Annotated in this window: 19 protein-coding genes; 10 read left to right on the plus strand and 9 right to left on the minus strand. The window is 67.2% G+C overall.

The window, feature by feature from the left end:
- Nucleotides 1–6 precede the first annotated feature (6 nt).
- The 9 genes from HL666_RS09240 to gspD form a co-directional block, all read right to left on the minus strand.
- Nucleotides 7–648: a DsbA family protein gene (locus tag HL666_RS09240; protein ID WP_172181059.1), complete on the minus strand. Its 642-nt coding sequence runs from the start codon at nucleotides 646–648 to the stop codon at nucleotides 7–9.
- Nucleotides 645–2,750, minus strand: a complete 2,106-nt coding sequence (locus tag HL666_RS09245) for a protein-disulfide reductase DsbD family protein (RefSeq protein ID WP_172181061.1) — start codon at nucleotides 2,748–2,750, stop codon at nucleotides 645–647. Before HL666_RS09245 ends, HL666_RS09240 begins: the two co-directional genes overlap by 4 nt.
- A gap of 174 nt (nucleotides 2,751–2,924) precedes the next feature.
- Nucleotides 2,925–3,299 (minus strand): hypothetical protein, encoded by a 375-nt coding sequence (locus tag HL666_RS09250; protein ID WP_172181063.1) that lies wholly within the window; start codon nucleotides 3,297–3,299, stop codon nucleotides 2,925–2,927.
- A gap of 109 nt (nucleotides 3,300–3,408) precedes the next feature.
- Complete coding sequence (locus tag HL666_RS09255) at nucleotides 3,409–4,296, minus strand: MBL fold metallo-hydrolase (protein WP_172181065.1); 888 nt, start codon at nucleotides 4,294–4,296, stop codon at nucleotides 3,409–3,411.
- A gap of 68 nt (nucleotides 4,297–4,364) precedes the next feature.
- Complete coding sequence (locus HL666_RS09260) at nucleotides 4,365–4,568, minus strand: YgaP family membrane protein (RefSeq protein WP_172113122.1); 204 nt, start codon at nucleotides 4,566–4,568, stop codon at nucleotides 4,365–4,367.
- Nucleotides 4,569–4,658: 90 nt separating this feature from the next.
- Nucleotides 4,659–5,327, minus strand: a complete 669-nt coding sequence (locus HL666_RS09265; protein ID WP_172113123.1) for a Crp/Fnr family transcriptional regulator — start codon at nucleotides 5,325–5,327, stop codon at nucleotides 4,659–4,661.
- A gap of 88 nt (nucleotides 5,328–5,415) precedes the next feature.
- A complete protein-coding gene (locus tag HL666_RS09270) occupies nucleotides 5,416–5,661 on the minus strand; it encodes a cysteine rich repeat-containing protein (RefSeq protein WP_172113124.1) in 246 nt (81 codons plus the stop codon).
- Nucleotides 5,662–6,005: 344 nt separating this feature from the next.
- A complete protein-coding gene (locus HL666_RS09275) occupies nucleotides 6,006–6,554 on the minus strand; it encodes a tetratricopeptide repeat protein (RefSeq protein ID WP_172113125.1) in 549 nt (182 codons plus the stop codon).
- A complete protein-coding gene (gene gspD / locus HL666_RS09280; protein WP_172132153.1) occupies nucleotides 6,526–8,823 on the minus strand; it encodes a type II secretion system secretin GspD in 2,298 nt (765 codons plus the stop codon). The genes HL666_RS09275 and gspD overlap by 29 nt, the downstream gene beginning before the upstream one ends.
- A gap of 253 nt (nucleotides 8,824–9,076) precedes the next feature.
- On the opposite strand from gspD, the gene HL666_RS09285 reads away from it, so the two are divergent.
- From HL666_RS09285 to HL666_RS09330, 10 genes are read left to right on the plus strand one after another with little or no spacing between them, the layout of a single operon-like run.
- Entirely contained in the window at nucleotides 9,077–10,732 is a 1,656-nt protein-coding gene (locus tag HL666_RS09285) for a GspE/PulE family protein (RefSeq protein ID WP_172132154.1), read from the plus strand.
- Nucleotides 10,733–10,740: 8 nt separating this feature from the next.
- Nucleotides 10,741–11,949, plus strand: a complete 1,209-nt coding sequence (locus HL666_RS09290; protein ID WP_172181067.1) for a type II secretion system F family protein — start codon at nucleotides 10,741–10,743, stop codon at nucleotides 11,947–11,949.
- A gap of 20 nt (nucleotides 11,950–11,969) precedes the next feature.
- Complete coding sequence (gspG, locus tag HL666_RS09295; RefSeq protein WP_172113129.1) at nucleotides 11,970–12,443, plus strand: type II secretion system major pseudopilin GspG; 474 nt, start codon at nucleotides 11,970–11,972, stop codon at nucleotides 12,441–12,443.
- Nucleotides 12,440–12,904, plus strand: coding sequence for a prepilin-type N-terminal cleavage/methylation domain-containing protein (locus tag HL666_RS09300; protein WP_172113130.1), 465 nt, complete (start codon nucleotides 12,440–12,442; stop codon nucleotides 12,902–12,904). Before gspG ends, HL666_RS09300 begins: the two co-directional genes overlap by 4 nt.
- Complete coding sequence (locus HL666_RS09305) at nucleotides 12,897–13,295, plus strand: PulJ/GspJ family protein (protein ID WP_172113131.1); 399 nt, start codon at nucleotides 12,897–12,899, stop codon at nucleotides 13,293–13,295. Before HL666_RS09300 ends, HL666_RS09305 begins: the two co-directional genes overlap by 8 nt.
- On the plus strand, nucleotides 13,295–14,017 hold the full coding sequence (locus HL666_RS09310; RefSeq protein WP_172181069.1) for a PulJ/GspJ family protein: 723 nt from the start codon (nucleotides 13,295–13,297) through the stop codon (nucleotides 14,015–14,017). The genes HL666_RS09305 and HL666_RS09310 overlap by 1 nt, the downstream gene beginning before the upstream one ends.
- Complete coding sequence (locus tag HL666_RS09315) at nucleotides 14,017–14,961, plus strand: type II secretion system minor pseudopilin (protein ID WP_172181071.1); 945 nt, start codon at nucleotides 14,017–14,019, stop codon at nucleotides 14,959–14,961. Before HL666_RS09310 ends, HL666_RS09315 begins: the two co-directional genes overlap by 1 nt.
- Entirely contained in the window at nucleotides 14,958–16,028 is a 1,071-nt protein-coding gene (locus HL666_RS09320) for a PilN domain-containing protein (protein WP_172181073.1), read from the plus strand. The genes HL666_RS09315 and HL666_RS09320 overlap by 4 nt, the downstream gene beginning before the upstream one ends.
- The gene (gene gspM, locus HL666_RS09325) at nucleotides 16,025–16,588 is read left to right on the plus strand and encodes a type II secretion system protein GspM (RefSeq protein ID WP_172132162.1); all 564 of its coding nucleotides are present in this window, start codon (nucleotides 16,025–16,027) and stop codon (nucleotides 16,586–16,588) included. Before HL666_RS09320 ends, gspM begins: the two co-directional genes overlap by 4 nt.
- On the plus strand, nucleotides 16,588–17,208 hold the full coding sequence (locus tag HL666_RS09330) for a general secretion pathway protein GspN (RefSeq protein WP_172181075.1): 621 nt from the start codon (nucleotides 16,588–16,590) through the stop codon (nucleotides 17,206–17,208). Before gspM ends, HL666_RS09330 begins: the two co-directional genes overlap by 1 nt.
- Nucleotides 17,209–17,211 lie beyond the last annotated feature (3 nt).

Raw genomic sequence — 17,211 nt, forward strand, 5'->3', positions numbered from 1 at the left:
GCCGGCTCATTTGGTGGACGCCGCCGCCTTCCGCGCATCTGCGATGGCTTGCTTGAAGGCTTGGGCGTTGGGGGCGCCGGGCACGCGGAAGCGGCCGATGATGAAGGCCGGGGTGCCTTGGAAGCCGAGGCCCATGGCCTGCTCGTGGTTGCGGGCAAGCACGGCGTCGATCTCGCCGCCCTTGGCGGTGAGATCGGCCTTGGCGCGCGCGAGATCGATCCCGGCTGCAGAGAGCGCCGCGTCGACCTTGGCCTCGGAGAGCCTTTCGTTGAGCGAGATCAGCGCCTCGTGGGCTTCGGCGAACTTGTCCTGGTACTTCGCCGCCAGCGTCAGGCGGGCGGCGTAGATCGAGGGGCCGCCGAAGATCGGCCAGTCCTTGAAGACGAGACGGACGTGACCGTCGTCGCGCACGACCTTGGCGAGGTCCGGGCTGATCTTGCGGCAATACGGACATTGATAGTCGAAATACTCGACGATCGTGATGTCGCCATCGGCGTTGCCGAGGACGGGGATGGCGGGATCGCGCAGGATGCGCGCCTCGCTCAGAATGTCGCCGTCGTCGTCCTCGGCGCGGGCCTGGAGCGGCAGCATGGCGCCCGCGAGCAGCAGCAGCGTCGCGAGCGACGCGGCGAATGTTGCCCTGGTCATGTCTTGTGGTTCTCCGGTTGAGGAACGGTCGATGCGGTGTCGATGGCGTCGAGCACGATTTGCGGCGTCAACAGTTCGGGGAGCAGAATGCCGCCGGGGGCACCGGGGCCGAACACGACGTTGAACGGCAGGCCGTAGCGGCCGAAGGATCGGAGATAGCTCGCGATCGAATCGCTGGAGGAGGTCCAGTCGGCCCTGAGGGCGAGGACACCCGAGGCGAGGCGCGCGCGGACCGCCGCGCTGTCGAGCACGAGCTTCTCATTGACCTTGCAGGTGAGGCACCAGCTGGCGCCGATGTCGACGAACACGGTGCGGCCGGCCTGCACCTGCGCCGCGACGTCAGCGGGCACCAGCGGCTGCCAGGCGATGCCGGCCGGCTGGCCCACGGCGTTCGGCTGCTGCACACCCGTTGCAGCGATCAGCGCGAGCCCGATGCCGACGGCGAGACCGGCTCCAGCCAGCGTCTGCCGCAACCGAGCACGGCGCCCCGTCATGACGAGCGCAGGCAGCAGCAGCGCTGCGGCGACGATCATCGCTGTCGTCGGGCCACTGATGTCGGCGAGCACGATCAGCAGCCATAGCGCCGTTGCCGCCATCGCCAGCGCTGCAAGGGTACGCAGCTTCAGCATCCAGCGCCCCGGCCGCGGGAACAGCGCGGCGAGACGCGGCGCCGCTGCCAGGCCGAGATAAGGTGCCGCCATTCCGAGGCCGAGCGCAGCGAACACCAACAGGATCTGCGGGGCTGCCTGCGACAGCGCGAACGCGACCGCGGTGCCGACGAACGGTGCCGAGCACGGCGTTGCCAGCAGCGTCATGACGAAGCCGTTGAGGGCGTGACCGGCCATGGTCGTGCGGCCGGAGGCGCTGCCGAGACGGCCGGAGATCCACCAGGGCAGGTTGATCTCGAACAGGCCGAGCAGGTTGGCGCCGAACGCAGCGAGCACGACGATCATCGCGATCAGGAAGGCGGGCTGTTGGAATTGTAGTCCCCAGCCGACTTGGGCCCCGGCTGCCTTGAGCACCGAGAGGACGGCAGCGAGGCTCACGAAGGAGGCAATGATGCCGGCCGCCGTTGCCAGGAAGGCCGGGCGCGGCGAAGGCGCGTGGGCCGGATCGTGATCGACCAGCGAGACGAGCTTCAGCGACAGCACCGGAAACACGCAGGGCATGAAGTTGAGGATGAAGCCGCCGAGCAGGGCCACACCGAGGATCGTCCAGATCGAGGCCGGGGGCGCTGCCGCGCCCGCCGTCTTTGCGGCAGGTGGCGCGCCCGCACGTGCATTCACGGGGAGCCCGGCTTCGATCGAACGGTCCCCGTCGACCAGCGTGACCCGCAGCGGGTGCGCCGGGTTCGCCTGATCGAGCCCTTGCACCTGCACCATGATGCGCACGCCGCCATCCGCCGTCGGACTCACCTGCACGCGACCGCCGGACACTGCGTCGTCGCCGTCGACGAACACGTCGGGCGCGGTCAGCGGCGGCGTCGCCTGCGCTTCGATCAGCAATTGCGGCTTGGGCTGGCGCACGATGCGCAACGCCGTGATCGAAAGGCCGGGTGCGGTCTCGCGAGGGACGCTCTGCCGCCATGCGTCGATCAGCGCCTGATCGTTCGGCCGGTGCGAGGCGGCGGCGATGTCGGCCTCGAGCTTCACTTCCTGCTGGGTGCAGATGGTGGAGCAGACGAACAGGACGGCCTTCAGCGTGAGATGCGCGGGCGCCGTTCCGTCCTGCAGCCGCACCTGCAGCGGGAACAGAACGTGTTCGTCGTAGCCGAACGTGTCGATGTCCTGCTCGCTGAAGCGGCGCGGCGCCGGCCATTCGACGGTGACGTCGGCGACGTTGCGCGATCCATTCCAGTCGAACTGCGGCGGGGCGCCGGCCTCTCCCGGCGAGCGCCAATAGGTGTGCCAGCCGGCGCCGAGCCGGACGTCGAGCCCAGCCCACGCGGTGACGGCACCGTCGTCAGCGCGTGCGGCCTCGCCGACCAGCAGGCGCGTGTCGAGGTTCGGCTGCGGCCTCGACGGAGCCGCGTCTGCGGCCGTCGCTGCAGGATGGAGCAGGCCGAGCAGCAGAGCGAGCCGGCCAAGATGACGGATGGACATGATGATCTCCCGCTTACGGATCGCGCGTTTGCGGCGGCCATGGCGCTGCGGCGCTCGGCGAGCCCCGTGGCAGGGCGCCTCGCGGCGATTTGCGTCATGCGCGATCGATATGGAGTATTCGTCGGTTGAAGCCGTCGCGTTACGCCAAGGGGCGAGGCGCGAGCGGCTGGCTCATCACCAGCGGCGACAGGGCGGGCGGTAGGGTGAGGAGGCTTGGCACTGCGTTGCCAACGCCTCATCATAGGACCGCCACGCCAGCGTCCGGGACGCCGCCACGGGCTGCGCCGTCGCATCCTCTGCTGCGGGGATCGCGGTGAGGCCGGCTCCGGCAAAGGGACAAGAGTTGATGGTGCCGGGCAGGACGGCCTTTCGGCACGGCTTTGGAGCGCTCGTCGCCGGGCGCGACCAGTTCTGCGCAACGGCGTTGACGGTTGCGGCGGCGGCCGCGTCGAATGTTCCGAGCAGGGGAGCCAGGCTCATGACGAGCGCGAGCAGCGCCGCTACCAGGCGGCGCGTCATCGCGGGCATCTTGAGACCAAATCGCCTCATCTCGGATCTCTTTTCCAGAGCGGACAGGTCGCGCGGGACCGCCATGGTTGGCAACTGACATCTTCGTGACGCTGCGATCGTGGAACTGACGATGATGCCGTCCGCCGGATCAGAGCACGTTGATCGGCACCTTCAGGAAGGTCTTGCCGCTCTCGTCGGCGGGAGGAAGATGTCCGGCGCGGATGTTGACCTGCAGCGACGGAATGATCAGCCGCGGCATGCCGAGTGTCTTGTCACGGGCCTCGCGCAGCGCGACGAACGCGTCCTCGGTCATGCCGTCGCGTGCGTGAATGTTGTGGAGTCGCTCCTCGCCGACGGTCGTTTCCCAGCGCACCTCGCGGCCATCGGGGCCGTAGTCGTGACACATGAACAGCCGGGTCTCGCGCGGCAGCGTCTTGAGGATCCTGCGGATCGAACGAAACAGCGTGCGCGCATCGCCGCCGGGAAAGTCCGCGCGCGCCGTGCCGCCATCGGGCATGAACAGCGTGTCGCCGACGAACGCTGCATCGCCCATCACATGGGTTGCGCAGGCCGGCGTGTGACCGGGCGTGTGCATCACGAATGCAGTCATCTCCCCGACTTGATAGGTGTCGCCGTCCTTGAAAAGCCGGTCGAACTGGCTGCCGTCGCGGCGAAATTCGGTGCCCTCGTTGAACACTTTGCCGAATGTCTCCTGCACCGTCAGGATGTGCTCGCCGATGCCGATCCTACCGCCGAGCTTGTCCTGGATGTAGGGCGCGGCCGAGAGATGATCGGCGTGCGCGTGGGTCTCGATCAGCCATTCCGGCTGCAAACCGTTCATCCTGACATAGTCGATCAGCGTGTCGGCGGAGCGGGTGCTGATGCGGCCGGCGGCATAGTCGATATCGAGAACGGGATCGACGATCGCGCAGGACGGCGATGCTGGATCCTTCACCACATAGCTGATCGTGCTGGTGTCCGGATCGAAGAAGCCGGCCACCTTGGGCTGCACGCGGAGATCGATCGGATAGGACATGGCTGCTGCTCCCCGATGAAGCTTCGGGGCGGCATCGCCGCCCGCGCCTCGTTGTCGTTCTGTCCGGTCTATGACGTCGGGCTGGACTTGGTTCCGCAGGTGTTGATGCCGAGCATCGCGTAGGGCGGGCACCAGCCGACCAGCGCGGTGCCGAGCGGGATCAGGCCGAGAAGGCCCCACATCGTTTGCGGCCCGACGAAAGTGAGACTGAGAACCGCCAGTCCGACGATGATCCTGAGCAGCCGGTCGATCTTGCCAATGTTCTGTGTCATGTCACGCTCCCCTTTGGCGTTGCGATGCTGCAAACGATAGAGCGGCGTCGGGCGACGGTCTGTAACTAAGTCACGAAGTCGAGCCGGCTCCTAACCATGCTGGGCCAGGCGGACGAGCGCCGGCCGGTCGGTGATCTCCACAATTCCGCGAGCTATTCGCAACCAGCCGCGCCTGGCGAACTCATTGAGCTGCCGGCTGACGACCTCGCGCGCGCTGCCGAGCTCGTTGGCGAGATCCTGGTGCGTGGCGACGACCTGCTGCTTCGCTCCGGAGAGTTCGAGCAGCTTCTGCGCCAGCCGCACGTCGATGCGCTCGAACGCGACCTCTTCGATGACGCGAAAGAGATTGGTGACCCGGCGGCTGAACGCGGTGAACACGAACTGGCGGAATTCGCGCGAGGTCGCGATCAGCCGGTCGAACAGCGCACGTGGTATCGCCACGGCGCGGATCTGCGTCTCGGCGATGCCCTCCGCCTGGTATTCCTCATAGCCCATCAGGCAGGCCGTGGTCAGGGCGCAGCTTTCTCCCGCCTGTACGCGGTACAGCACGATCTCGCGGCCGGACTCCGAGGTCTGCTGCACGCGAATGGTCCCGTCGAGCAGCAGCAGGAACGATTCCGGCGCCTGACCAGGCCCGAAGATGCGGCTGCCCTCGGGGAGCTCGACGATGAGGCTGGCCTCGCGCAGCTGCGCGAAGATCTCCTCCGGCAACTGCCGCAGCGGCGGGAAGGCGTGCGTCCAGTCCTGCTTCGACGACATCACGGAATCCGACTGTGACAGACCGGCCGGGTCTCCCGATCTGCCACAGGATCGCCGGCTGGTCGAGGGATCGTGGCCCGCGACCAGGCTAGCGCCGCGGTCCCTTGCCCTGGCCGCCGCCGGTGGTGTCGAGTGCGGCGCGACAGTCGGCGGAGACCTTGTCGCGATGGGTGTCGAGGCAGGCGCGAACCTGTCCCTGACCGTGCTGCTTCCCGGAGCAGAGGCTCTGGATGTCTGTGGCGCATTGCGTCGCTACGGGACCGGTTCCTTGAGCATAAGCGGATGCGGCCGTCATCACCGCAATGCCGAGGGCGAGCGTGAACAACGTCTTCATGGAGGCCTCCTGGTACCTACCCCGCGGACATCGGTATCGCGAGCGGCGGCAGCGAGGGTTGCGCTATGTCAACAACCGAGGCTGTTGGCCTCCAGCACCGGATGCCGCGCAACACGGGTGCTCCAGCGAGGAGCCGTTCTCGAGATGTGGAGCGGTCATCTGACCGGCGTTCCCATGGCTCTCGGGGATCACGGCGCCGGTCCTGAACGCTGCACGGCAGGCGACCGGCTGAACAATGATGATCTGGTAGGCATTGCTGCGCTGTCGGGGTGCGGGATGAAGGACTCGTTGTCCCGCCGCTGCGATCCGCGGATCAGGTTGTCGTAGCTCGATCGCGCAAGGCCTCAGAGCTGGCCGGGTGTCCAGCTCAGCGCGAGCGCCTGGCCCGCGGCAATCTGGCTGGTCGACATCTTCGAGGCGACGGCGTTGCGCAGGCGCAGATAGTAGCTGCGTTGGGCCGGCCCGGCATGTCCGGCGGCAAGGTTCAACCATTTGTAGGCCAGCACCACGTCCTGCGGAACGCCGTGGCCCTTGTCGTACATCAGCCCGAGCATCGCCTGGCCAAAGGGATTGCCGGCCGCCGCGGCCTGGCAATAGAGGTCGCTCGCGACCTCGTAGGCCTGCGGGGTGCCAAAGCCGTTTTCGTACATGAAGCCGAGCATCGCCTGCGCCCGGGCATCGCCGCGCAGTGCGGGCGGGGTCAGCGCGCGCACGGCGCGCACGAAGTCGCCCCGCGCATAGGCGCTACGTGCGGTGCTGATCGCATCGGCCCGGACTGGCGCTGCCTCAGCGCCGAGCAACAGGCCTGCCGCCGTGCAAATGATCGCGAGGCGCCGGATCGTCCGATGGGTCACCTGGCGGGGGTCAGCGGGTGGTGCGGACACGCAAATCATCCGTAATGCTCGCTCCGACCGATCCGCGGAGCTTGGAACGGAGTTCTTCGGCCACTTGATGCGCATCGCTGCCGTCGCGAATGATCTGCGGCCGGATGAAGATGATGAGCTCGGTGCGCGTGCCCTTCTTGCCCTGATGCGAGAATGCGTCGCCGAGCACCGGGATCTCGTCGAAGCCGGGGATGCCGTTGCGGCTGCCGTTCTGCTGCTCGCTGATCAGGCCGGCCAGCAGTACGGTCTGGCCGTTGGCGACGGAGATGGCGCTCTTGACCTTGCGCTGCGACACCGTCGGCGTGAGACTTGCCGCGGTCTGCGCGGCGACATTGCTGATCTCCTGCTCGATCTCGAGCCGGACGTTGCCGTTGGCGGCGATCCGCGGCACCACGCGCAGGATGATGCCGGTGTTGCGATAGTCGATGGTGTTGACCACGGTGTTGCTCGACGACAGCACGGTGGCGCTGCCGGTCGAGACCGGCACGACGTCGCCGACCTGCAAAGTGGCGCTCTGGTTGTTGATCACGACCAGCGACGGATTCGACAGCACCTTCACGCTGGTCACGGTGTGAAGCGCGTCGAGGATCATGTTGGGTGAGGCCTCGTTCCCGATCAGGAAGTTGAAGCCGGGCAGAGCGCGGTTGATCAGCGCCGACGTTGCTGCCGATGTCGTGGCGGTCGCGACCGATGTCGCCTGGGTATTGGTGATCGAGCCCTTGTCGGTTCCGAGGCCGAGCACTTTACTGGAAAGATACGACTGGACGCCGTAGGACAATTCGTTGGTCAGCGTCACCTCGGCGATGGTCGCCTCGATGCCGACCTGCAGCACCGGCTGGTCGAGCTGCTGCAGCGTATTGGAGATGATGCGGTAGTTCTCGCGGTCGGCGTAGATCAGCAGCGAGTTGTTCACGGTGTCCGGGGTGATCCGGATGCTCGGCATCAAGGACTGGCCACCGCTGCCGCCGGCGCGAGGCTCCAAGCCGGTCGACGTCGGCGGGCTGCCGGATGGGCCTGAAGACTGTATGCCGGACAGGCCGCCCGCGCCTTGCGTCCGGCTCGAAGGATTGGCGGCGGAGCTCGACGATCCCGTCGCATTGGTGTTGAATGACAACCGGTCGGCGACGGATGTCGACGTGCCGTCCGACCCCGGCGCAGTCTGGCCGTCGGAGCTGTCGGTCGAGGACGAGCCGGCGCCGCCGAACATGTCGGTCAGCACCTTGGCGAGCTGGCGCGCGTCGCCATAGCGAATGCGATAGACGTGGACGCTGGTGCGGCCGGAATCGGCTTGGTCGAGCCGGCGGATCCAGGTCGCCGCGCTCTGCAGCAGCGCCGGCTTGCGCGTCACCACCATGATCGCGTTCAGGCGGCTGACGACCTGCAGCTTGACGAGACTCTGGCTCAGTCCGTTCTCGCCGGAGTCCATGATCTTCTCGAGCTCGGCCATCAGCGGCTCCGGGGCCGAGTTGCTGACCGGAAAGATGCCGACCGACTGGCCGCGCATCCAGTCAACGTCGAAGCTCATGACGGTTTCGATCGCGGAACGCCGCTCCGCCCCGGTGCCCTGGATCAGCAGCAGGTTTCGGGTGGTGTCGGCGCGTACGCTGCCGGCGCGGGTCGCGAAGCTGTCCATCAGCTTCAAGATCGTCTGCGCGCCGACATATTGCAGCGGCACGACGGAGACGCCGTAGCCGGGTTCGGCGCGGCCGGCTTCGCCATCGACGCGTCCGCCGCCGACGGCGTCGCCGAGCGGGGTCAGCTTGTAGCTGCCGCCCTCGCGGACCAGCACGACACCGGACAGGCGCAGCGCGCTCTCCAGCACGAACAGGATGTCCGACTTCGGCACCGGCCGTGCCGAGACCAGGCTGACACTGCCCTGCACGCGGGGATCGATCGCGTAGCCCGCGCCGAGAATGTCGCCGATCACGACCTTCGCGACCACCGCGATCGGCGTGTTCTCGAAGTTGAGGTCGTACCCCTTGCCGTCGGCCGCCGGAAGCGGCCTGGCCTCGGCGACCTCCTGGATCGTCGTCCCCTGATAAGTCCGTGCGCTCGCGCGCTCGACCTCGGGGCGGCCCTGGATCGATGCGACCGGTGCATTGTCGCGCGGCAGGATGTCGATCGAGCGCACCTTGTCGATGACATCGACATCCGCCGGCGCGCTGGCCTGCGAGTTGAGGGTTGCCATGTTGCACGACGCCAGCAGCGCTGCCGTCGCAAGCAACGAGGCATGACGGACAACCGCAGCGGACTGGCTTCGATTGCCGATACGAAACATGAACTTGCCGATCTACTCGTGTTGCCGGGTCGAACGGGCACGCGCCTTGGTTGGACCTGGCAGCCTGCATAGCGGCCCAATGTGACACTTATGTATCTTCGCCCGACGCTGCCGGCCTTTGCGTGAGGTGTGTGTTGGAATTGTCGGCGCCGTCCGCATTCGTACAGCCGTCATGTTCGCGATCGATAACGTCGGCAGCCAGTTGCGGGGTGCCGAGACGATGCGTCGGCACGGGCGCCACCCGGATCACGCCATGAGCGGTACGCTGTCGACGCAATTCCATGCCTATCTGCGCGAGCGCCATCCTCAGGCGACGGGCGAGGGCCGAGGTGCGGGCGAAACGCAGATCGCGCTCTGGGAACGGTTCGGCCTCACTGCTGACGTCTTCGCCGAGGAGGCCGCCAGCTTTACCGGGCTGGAACGCGTCGCATTGCGCGAACTGATGGCTGCGCTGCCTGCGGTGAGTGAGTTCTCGGACCGTTTCCTGCGCGAAGTGCTCGGCTATCCCTATAAGGACCCCGACGGCGGTGCCGTGTTTGCGATGGCCGACCCGACCGATCAGGCGGTGCGCCGGGCCGCCGAGTTGGTGCTCGGCCCGCAGATTCTTTTCAAAGTCGCCTCCCATGAGGATATCGCCGTGGTTCTCGACCAGCGGCTCGGCGATTCCGACGAAGCCGGGATCTCTCCGGCCCGGGAGCTGCTGGACGATGATATCGAGAGCCTGCGCGATCTCGCCAGCGGCGCGCCGGTCGTTCGCGCCGTGAATGATCTGATCGAGAAGGCTGTAGAGATGCGCGCCAGCGACATCCACATCGAGCCGTTCTCGACCGGGCTCGTGGTCCGGCTGCGTGTCGACGGGCTGCTGCGTCCAATCGTGGCGCCCGCGGGCGTGCTGCCGCAGGCGGTGATCTCGCGCATCAAGATCGTTGCCGGCCTCAACATTGCCGAGCGGCGCCTGCCGCAGGACGGCGCCGCGCGTATTCGCGCCGGCCGTGCCGAGATCGACGTCCGTGTCGCGGTCATGCCGACGCAGCACGGGGAATCGGCCGTGCTGCGCATCCTGCCAAAGGATCGCTCGCAGCTCGTCGCGAGTCGCCTCGGCCTCGCGACCCGCGACGACGCCGCGCTCCGGCGTCTGATCACGCTGCCGCACGGCATGATCGTCATCACGGGGCCGACCGGCAGCGGCAAGACCACGACCCTGGCGACGATTCTGTCCATGCTCAACACGCCGGAGCGCAAGATCCTCACCGTCGAGGATCCGGTGGAATATGAAATCCCCGGCATCAACCAGTCGCAGATCAAGCCCGCGATCGGACTGACATTTGCGAGCGCGCTGCGCTCCTTCGTTCGTCAGGATCCCGACGTCATCATGGTCGGCGAGATCAGAGACAGCGAGACGGCGCATGTCGCCGTCCATGCCGCGCTGACGGGCCATCTTGTGCTCACGACGCTGCATACGGAAACCGCGGCGGCGGCGGTGCCGCGGCTGCTCGACCTCGGCGTCGAGGGTTTTCTGCTGCGCTCGACCTTGCGCGCGGTGATCGCGCAGCGGCTGGTGCGCCAGCTCTGCGACCATTGCAAGACGCCGAAGGCCCTTGATGAGGAAGTTTGTCGCGACGATCCGCGTTTCGGGCATCTCGGCCTCGTCCCCGGCGATGTCACCTGGCACCCGACCGGATGCGAGCGATGCGGCCAGAGCGGCTATCGCGGCCGGGTCGGCGTCTTCGAGCTGCTCGAGCTGACCGGCAGCCTGCGGGAGCTGATTGCCGACGGTGCCGACGGCCTCGCCATCGATCGGCTGGCGATCAAGGAAGGCATGACGACGATGCTCGACGACGGCGTCGCCAAGTGCCGAGCCGGCGTCACCTCGGCATCCGAGCTGCTTCGTGTCCTCGTGGCGCGGTGAGGTGGATCGTGCCCAGCTACCGCTATCGCGCCTTGACACAATCTGGTGAAATCGTCGTCGGATCACTCGTCGCGCCGTCGCGCGGCGAGGTCGAACGCCGCATCTCCTATCTGCAGCTGCTGCCGATCGAGACCGTCGAGGAGAGAGAGCGGACGGGGGCTGCATCCGGTTTCGCGTTCGGCACGCCCTCTGCGTCTGAAGTCACCACGTTCACCCGCGATTTGGCCTTGCTGCTCAAGGCCGGTGCGCGGCTCGATGACGCGCTCGACCTGTTGTCGAGCGACTCCGACATCGGCCGCCTCCGTCCTGTCGTGGCACGGCTCCGCGCGGCGATCCTGGCCGGCGAAAGCTTCGCCGATGCGGCGGCCGCCCAGCCGCGGCTGTTCTCGCCGATGTATGTCGCGCTGATGCGCGTCGGCGAAGCATCGGGAACGCTCGATCAGGTGCTGACGGCGCTGGCCGGTGAACGAGAGCGGTCGGAGGCGACGCGCCGCAAATTGACCGATGCGATGCAATATCCCGCCTTCGTCTTCCTCGCGGCGATCGGCGTGATGCTGTTCTTCCTCGTGGCCGTGCTGCCGAACTTCTCCGCAGTGCTGCGCGATTTCGGCGGCCGTGCCGACACCGCCCTCGGCTTCTTCATGACCCTGTCGGATTTGCTGCGCGCCAATGCAGCCGCGATCTCACTCGGCTGCGCGGCACTGATTGCGGCAGGCTGGTGGCTGTTGCGCCAGCCGGCGATTCGCGCCGGCCTGGCCAACGCGCTCGCGCTGACGCCCGGCATCGGCAGCATCCTCATGTTCTATCGGACCAGTCTGTTCTGCCGGAACCTCGGCCTGCTGCTCGGCTGCGGCGTCAATCTGAGCGCAGGCTTGCGCATTCTCGCCGACGTGATGGCGGTGACCTCGTCGCGCGCGCCGTGGTCCGCCGCAGCGGATCGCGTTCGTCACGGTGGCAAGCTGTCCCAGGCGCTCTCGGCCGAAAACGTGCTGCCGCCGATGGCGCTGCGCATGCTGCGGCTTGGCGAGGAGACCGGCCAGTTGCCGACGCTGTCGACCCGGATCGCCGAATTCTACGAAGCCAAGCTGCAGCGCGGCCTCGATCGTGTCGTCGGCATCGTCGGCCCGGCCGCCATTCTGCTCATCAGCGTGGTCGTCGGCGGCCTGATCGTCTCGATCATGACGGCGCTGCTTTCCGTGACGCAACTGGTCGGCTGATTGCTATCGAGGAGAAGGACATGAGATCGAACACGCAGATCGAGCCGGCCAGGAGAACCGCGCGCGAACACGAGCGCGGCTTCACCCTGGTCGAGATGCTGGTCGTGATCACGATCATCGGACTGATCATGGGGCTGATCGGCCCGCGCGTTCTGAACTACCTCAGCGAATCCAAGACCAAGGCGGCGCGGATTCAACTGCAGAGCTTCTCGGCAGCTCTCGACCTGTTCTATCTCGATGCTGGCCGCTACCCCTCGACCTCGGAAGGCCTCGCGGCGCTGGCACAACGCCCGGCCGGATTGAGCGCCTGGAACGGTCCTTATCTCAAGGGTGGGACGGTGCCGAAAGATCCGTGGAATACCGACTACGTCTACCGCGCGCCGGGCGACCACGGCCCGTACGACATTCTGTCGTATGGCGCCGATGGCCAGGAGGGCGGCAGCGGAACGGCCGCGGACGTCGTCCTGGGAACGCAAACGAGCCGCGCGCAGTGAGTGACGACGTCCAGCGCGGCTTTACGTTGCTCGAGATGGTCTGCGTACTCGCGATCGTCGCGCTGCTGGCGTCCGTCGCGCTGCCTTATCTGCCGCGGCAGACGTCGCGGCCGCGGCTGCAGGCCTATGCACTCCAGGCCGTGACACTGCTGAAGTCGGACCGGGCTGCATCGATGCGGACCGGTACGCGGGTCGACACTGCGATCGACACGACGCGCCGCCTGATCCGCTCCGGCAGCGGCGCGGCTGCGCTGAAGCTGCCCGACGACGTCGCCTTCCTGGCGACGTTGCCGCGCAGCTGCCAGCATCGGCCGGTGCTGGCGACGATCAGCTTCTTCCCTGACGGCCTGTCCTGCGGAGGGGCGATCACGTTGTCGCGCGCCGATCTGAGCCTGGAAATCAGGGTCAATTGGCTGACAGGGAGGATCGACATTGTCTCGCGCGCGCTCGCCAATGGTTGAAATCCGCGACCACGGCGAAGCCGGCTTCACGCTGATCGAGGTGCTCGTGGCTCTCGCGATCGTCAGCGTGTCGATCATTGCCATCGGCGCGGTGGTGTCGCGCAACGCGGCCAGCGTTCGCAAGCTCGAACAGCACGTCACCCTCGTCACCGACATGCGGCTGGCATTGGCAACGATGCTGGCGGATCGCAGCCCTCTGCAGCCGGGCAGCATCGACCGGCGTTCCGGCTCCGGGGCGGTGGCGCTGCAGGTCAGGCCGCTCGGCGGCGATTGGAATGAGCCGGCCGGACAGACCGGGTGGATTCCCGAGGCGGTGACCTTGCGCGTCAAGACGGGTTCGGGCGTGGTCGCAGACGTGCAGACGGTTCGCCTGGTGCGAGGAGCGCGGTGATGACCGCCCGATCCGATCGATCGCAAGAGCAGGGCTTCGCACTGATCGAGGCGCTCGGTGCGCTCGCGATTGCCGGGATCGTGTTATCGGCGCTGGCGGCGGTGACGTCGCAATGGCTGCCGGCCTGGAAGCGCGGCCTGGATCGCGTGCAGCGCGCCGAGATGGTTGCCGCTGCGTTGCGGCGGGTCGGTGATGATTTCGCTGCTGCGCAATTCGTATCGGCCAATCGCGAGCAGAAGGGACCGCTGTTCGTGGGCGAGGAATTCACGGCGACGTTCGTTCGCGCCGAACTCGGACCCAATGCCGGGCATGGCCTCGACATCGTGCGTATCGGCGCGGATGGCGCGAGAAGCGAGCGCGCTCTGTTGCGATCTCGCGCTGCGTTCGAGCCCGTGTCGGTCGGACAACCCGTGGCCGATCAATTCCGGTTCAGCGATCCCGTGGTGCTGCTGTCTGCGCCGTTCCGGATGTCGTTCGCCTATGCTGACAAGACGATGGCATGGACGACGGAGTGGCGTGATGCGACCAGGCTGCCGTCGGCCGTGCGCATGACGGTCTACGACGACAACCGTGGCGGCGCTGCGGTTCTCGTCAGCGCGGTCCGTATCCAGGTCGATACGCCGGGCGGCGGCGTCGCGGATTCGGGAGCAGGCAGCACCGCAAGCCGGCCGCCGGCCGCGGGCGAGCCGCCTCAGTCGAACAAGAGCGAGCCGATCGACTGATGCCGGTTCGCTGCTTCACCAGAGGTTCTGCCGAAAGGTGCCGCGATCAGGATGGCTTCATCCTGATTGCGGCGCTGTGGATGCTTGCGGCGCTGGCGGCCCTCGTCGTGGTCGTCTCACAGCAACTGGGCAGCTCGGCGCGATTGCTGCGGCTCGAGGACGAAGCGATCGAGGCCGATGCGCTGGTCTCGGCGGCGATCGAATTGTCGGCCTACCGCCTGCTTCTGTCCAAGGAAGAGGAGCGACCGCGGCAGGGCGGCTTCCGTCTGGCGCTTGCAGGAAACGAGATCGCGGTCTCGTTCGTCAACGAAGCCGCGCGTATCGATCTCAACACCGCCTCGAAGGACATGCTCGAAAATCTCTTCGTCACGCTGGGCGCCGAGCGCGATGCTGCCAAGGATCATGCCGAGCGGGTGGTTGCCTGGCGCTCCAAGCCGTCCGATGCCGCGAAGGCGCAGGCGGAGGAAGCGCGCTATGCCGCGGCCGGCCTCAAGCGGGTGCCACGCCTGGCGCCGTTCGCGCATGTCGGCGAGCTGGCGCTCGTCCTCGGCATTCCCACATCGCTCGTCGATCGGGTCCTTCCGCTTGTGACCATCTTCAACGGCTCTCCCGGCATCGATCCGACGATCGCTGCACCGGAGGTCGTTGCCGCGCTGCCGGGAATGACGCCACTGATCCTGAAGGATTTCCTCAACGCGCGCGCGTCGCTGTCACAGGATGCCGATACGCTCGCCAGGACGTTGGGGCCGGCTGCGAAGGATGCCGCCAAGGGCAGGAGCAAGGCTTACCGGCTGCGCGTCGTCGTCGGTCCGGCAGGCGGGCTTCGTCACGCTGCGACGGCGGTGATCGTTCCCGGCGAAGGCGAGGAGCCATATCGGCTGCTGGCGCGGCAGGATGAAGGACCGCAACCGAGAGGGGCGCTTCAGGCGCGGAGAATGCCATGAAGCTCACCGAAACGATCGAGCGCGGACTGACCATGTGGACGGCAAGCGTCGCGACCGCGCTTGAAGCGGTGGCCGACCGGCAGTTCAGACGTCCGCGGGTTCTGATTCGGCATGACCAGCCCGATCGTGTCGTCTTGACGGTAGCGGCTGCGTCGCAGGCGAAACCGATGCTTGCACAAGCGAAGGTGAGGCTTTCGGACGAGGCAGCGCACCTTGCGCTTTCGCCCGAATGGCTGCGGACGCTCCGTGGCGCCGCGGTGGAGATTCATCTGGCCGCCGAGAACGTTCTGGTCCGCCCGCTCGATTTTCCAAAGCAGGCCGAACCATTCCTGGAGGGCATGATCCGCACGCAGATCGGCAGATTGACGCCGTGGAATCTCGATCAGGTCCTCTATGGCTATAGCGTCCCACGCGCGGCCAATGACCGGATCGCGCTGACGCTCGCGGCGACGCCGCGCGCTCTGGCCCAGCCGTTGCTCGCCTTCGCCGATCATGTCGGTGCCGCCAAACTCGTCATCACGGCCGATGTCGGCTCGGCCGACAGCCTCCCCATCCAGATATTCAAGACCTCGCTTCGCTCGTCGCTCGCCGGCGGCCGTGATCTTGGGCGCGTGCTCAAGCTCGGCTGGCTGTCGGTCGCAGCAACAACTGCGCTGCTGTTGGTGTCGACGACGTTGGTCGGCGGATATCTGGATGGGGAGCTCGAGGACACGCAGGCGCAGGTCACGCGGCTGCGCGCCGCCCTGCGGCCCGCGATGGGAGCCATCGCGGCCGACGGGCTGCTCGCCAAGCGTAAGCAGACCACCCCCGCGAGCGTGATCGTGCTCGATACGCTGTCGAAGATCCTCCCCGACGAGACGTATGTCGTCGAGATGCATATCGAGAACGATCGGCTGCAGATCTCCGGCTTGACCAAGGACGCGCCCGCGCTGATCCGGCTGATCGAGCAGTCGCCGCAGTTCAGCCGCGCCACCTTCTACGCGCCGACGACGCGGACCGCCGGCGAAGCGGGAGAGCGCTTCCATATCGAGGCGCGCATCAACGCCTATTTCGGAGACCGGGCATGAACTGGTCGACATCGCTGCGCCGGATCTTCGTGGGCTCGCCGGCCGCGTCTGCGATTCTCTATGGCGTGACCATCATCGCGCTGCTCTGGCTCGGCGCCGCTGGCGTCGTCGATCTCATCGCCAAGCGCGGCCAGCTCAACGACACCCATGCGCAGCTGGCGCAGTTTTCGGAACGAAAACGGCCGGGCGGCAGTTCCGCCGCTGGCAGCGCGACGACTCCGGGCGGATCGGTGTTCGTCGAAGGGCGAACGGTCACCATCGCAGGAGCGGCGCTGGTGCAGCGTCTGACGGAAGCGATCAGCAAAGCCGGCGGCAGCGTGCTCTCGACCCAGGTCGAACTGCCCCAGCCACGCGGCAACGCCAACCTGATCAGCGTCGTCGCCAGTTGCGAGCTCGAGCAACCGGCGCTGCAGGAGCTGCTGTACGACCTCGAAGCCGGATTGCCGTTTCTCTTCGTCGATCAACTGCACGTGCAGCAACCGCTGGCAGCTGCCGCGGGCGGCGCGGGGCGGCTGACGGTGCTGGTCACCGTGTCGGGCCAATGGCAAGGGAGCATGTGATGCGATCGCTCGTCGGCTCAGGTCTCGTCACCATTGCTGCCATCTGCATGATCGCTGCCTCGCTCGGCCAAGCCCTGGCCGAGACGGCGGATGGTCTCGAGCCTGCGGCGGTCGTGCAGGCCGCACCCGGCTCCCCGCCGCCGGCCGCGTCTGTCGCTCCCGGCGTACAAGTCGTTGCGGGCCAGAGTGCCAATCCGCTGTGGGATGTTCCGATCAGCGCTCTCTCGGCCACGCGCGACCGTCCGATCTTCTCGGCGTCGCGCCGGCCGCCTCCGGTCGCTCCGCCCGCCATGGTGATGCGGGCGCCGCCGCCTCCGCCGCCGCAAGAGCCGGAACGACCGAACCTCCAGCTCGTGGGCACGGTGATCGGCCACGAGGAAAGCTTCGGTATCTTCGTCGACGCGTCGTCGCAGGCCTCGCTCCGCTTGCGCGTCGGCGCCGCGCATGAGGGGTGGGTGCTGCAGTCGCTGCGGCCGCGCGAGGCGTTGCTGCAAAAGGCGGCGGAGACTGTGACCTTGCAGATGCCGCAGCTCGGAACGACCGCCAATGGCGACATGCAGGCGGCACCGATCACCCCGCCGCCCGGTGGACGCGAGCGGATGGCGCGCCGCGCGCGGTGAGAT

Origin of the sequence: Bradyrhizobium aeschynomenes, assembly GCF_013178945.1 — a bacterium.
In the GTDB taxonomy this organism is placed as follows: domain Bacteria; phylum Pseudomonadota; class Alphaproteobacteria; order Rhizobiales; family Xanthobacteraceae; genus Bradyrhizobium; species Bradyrhizobium aeschynomenes.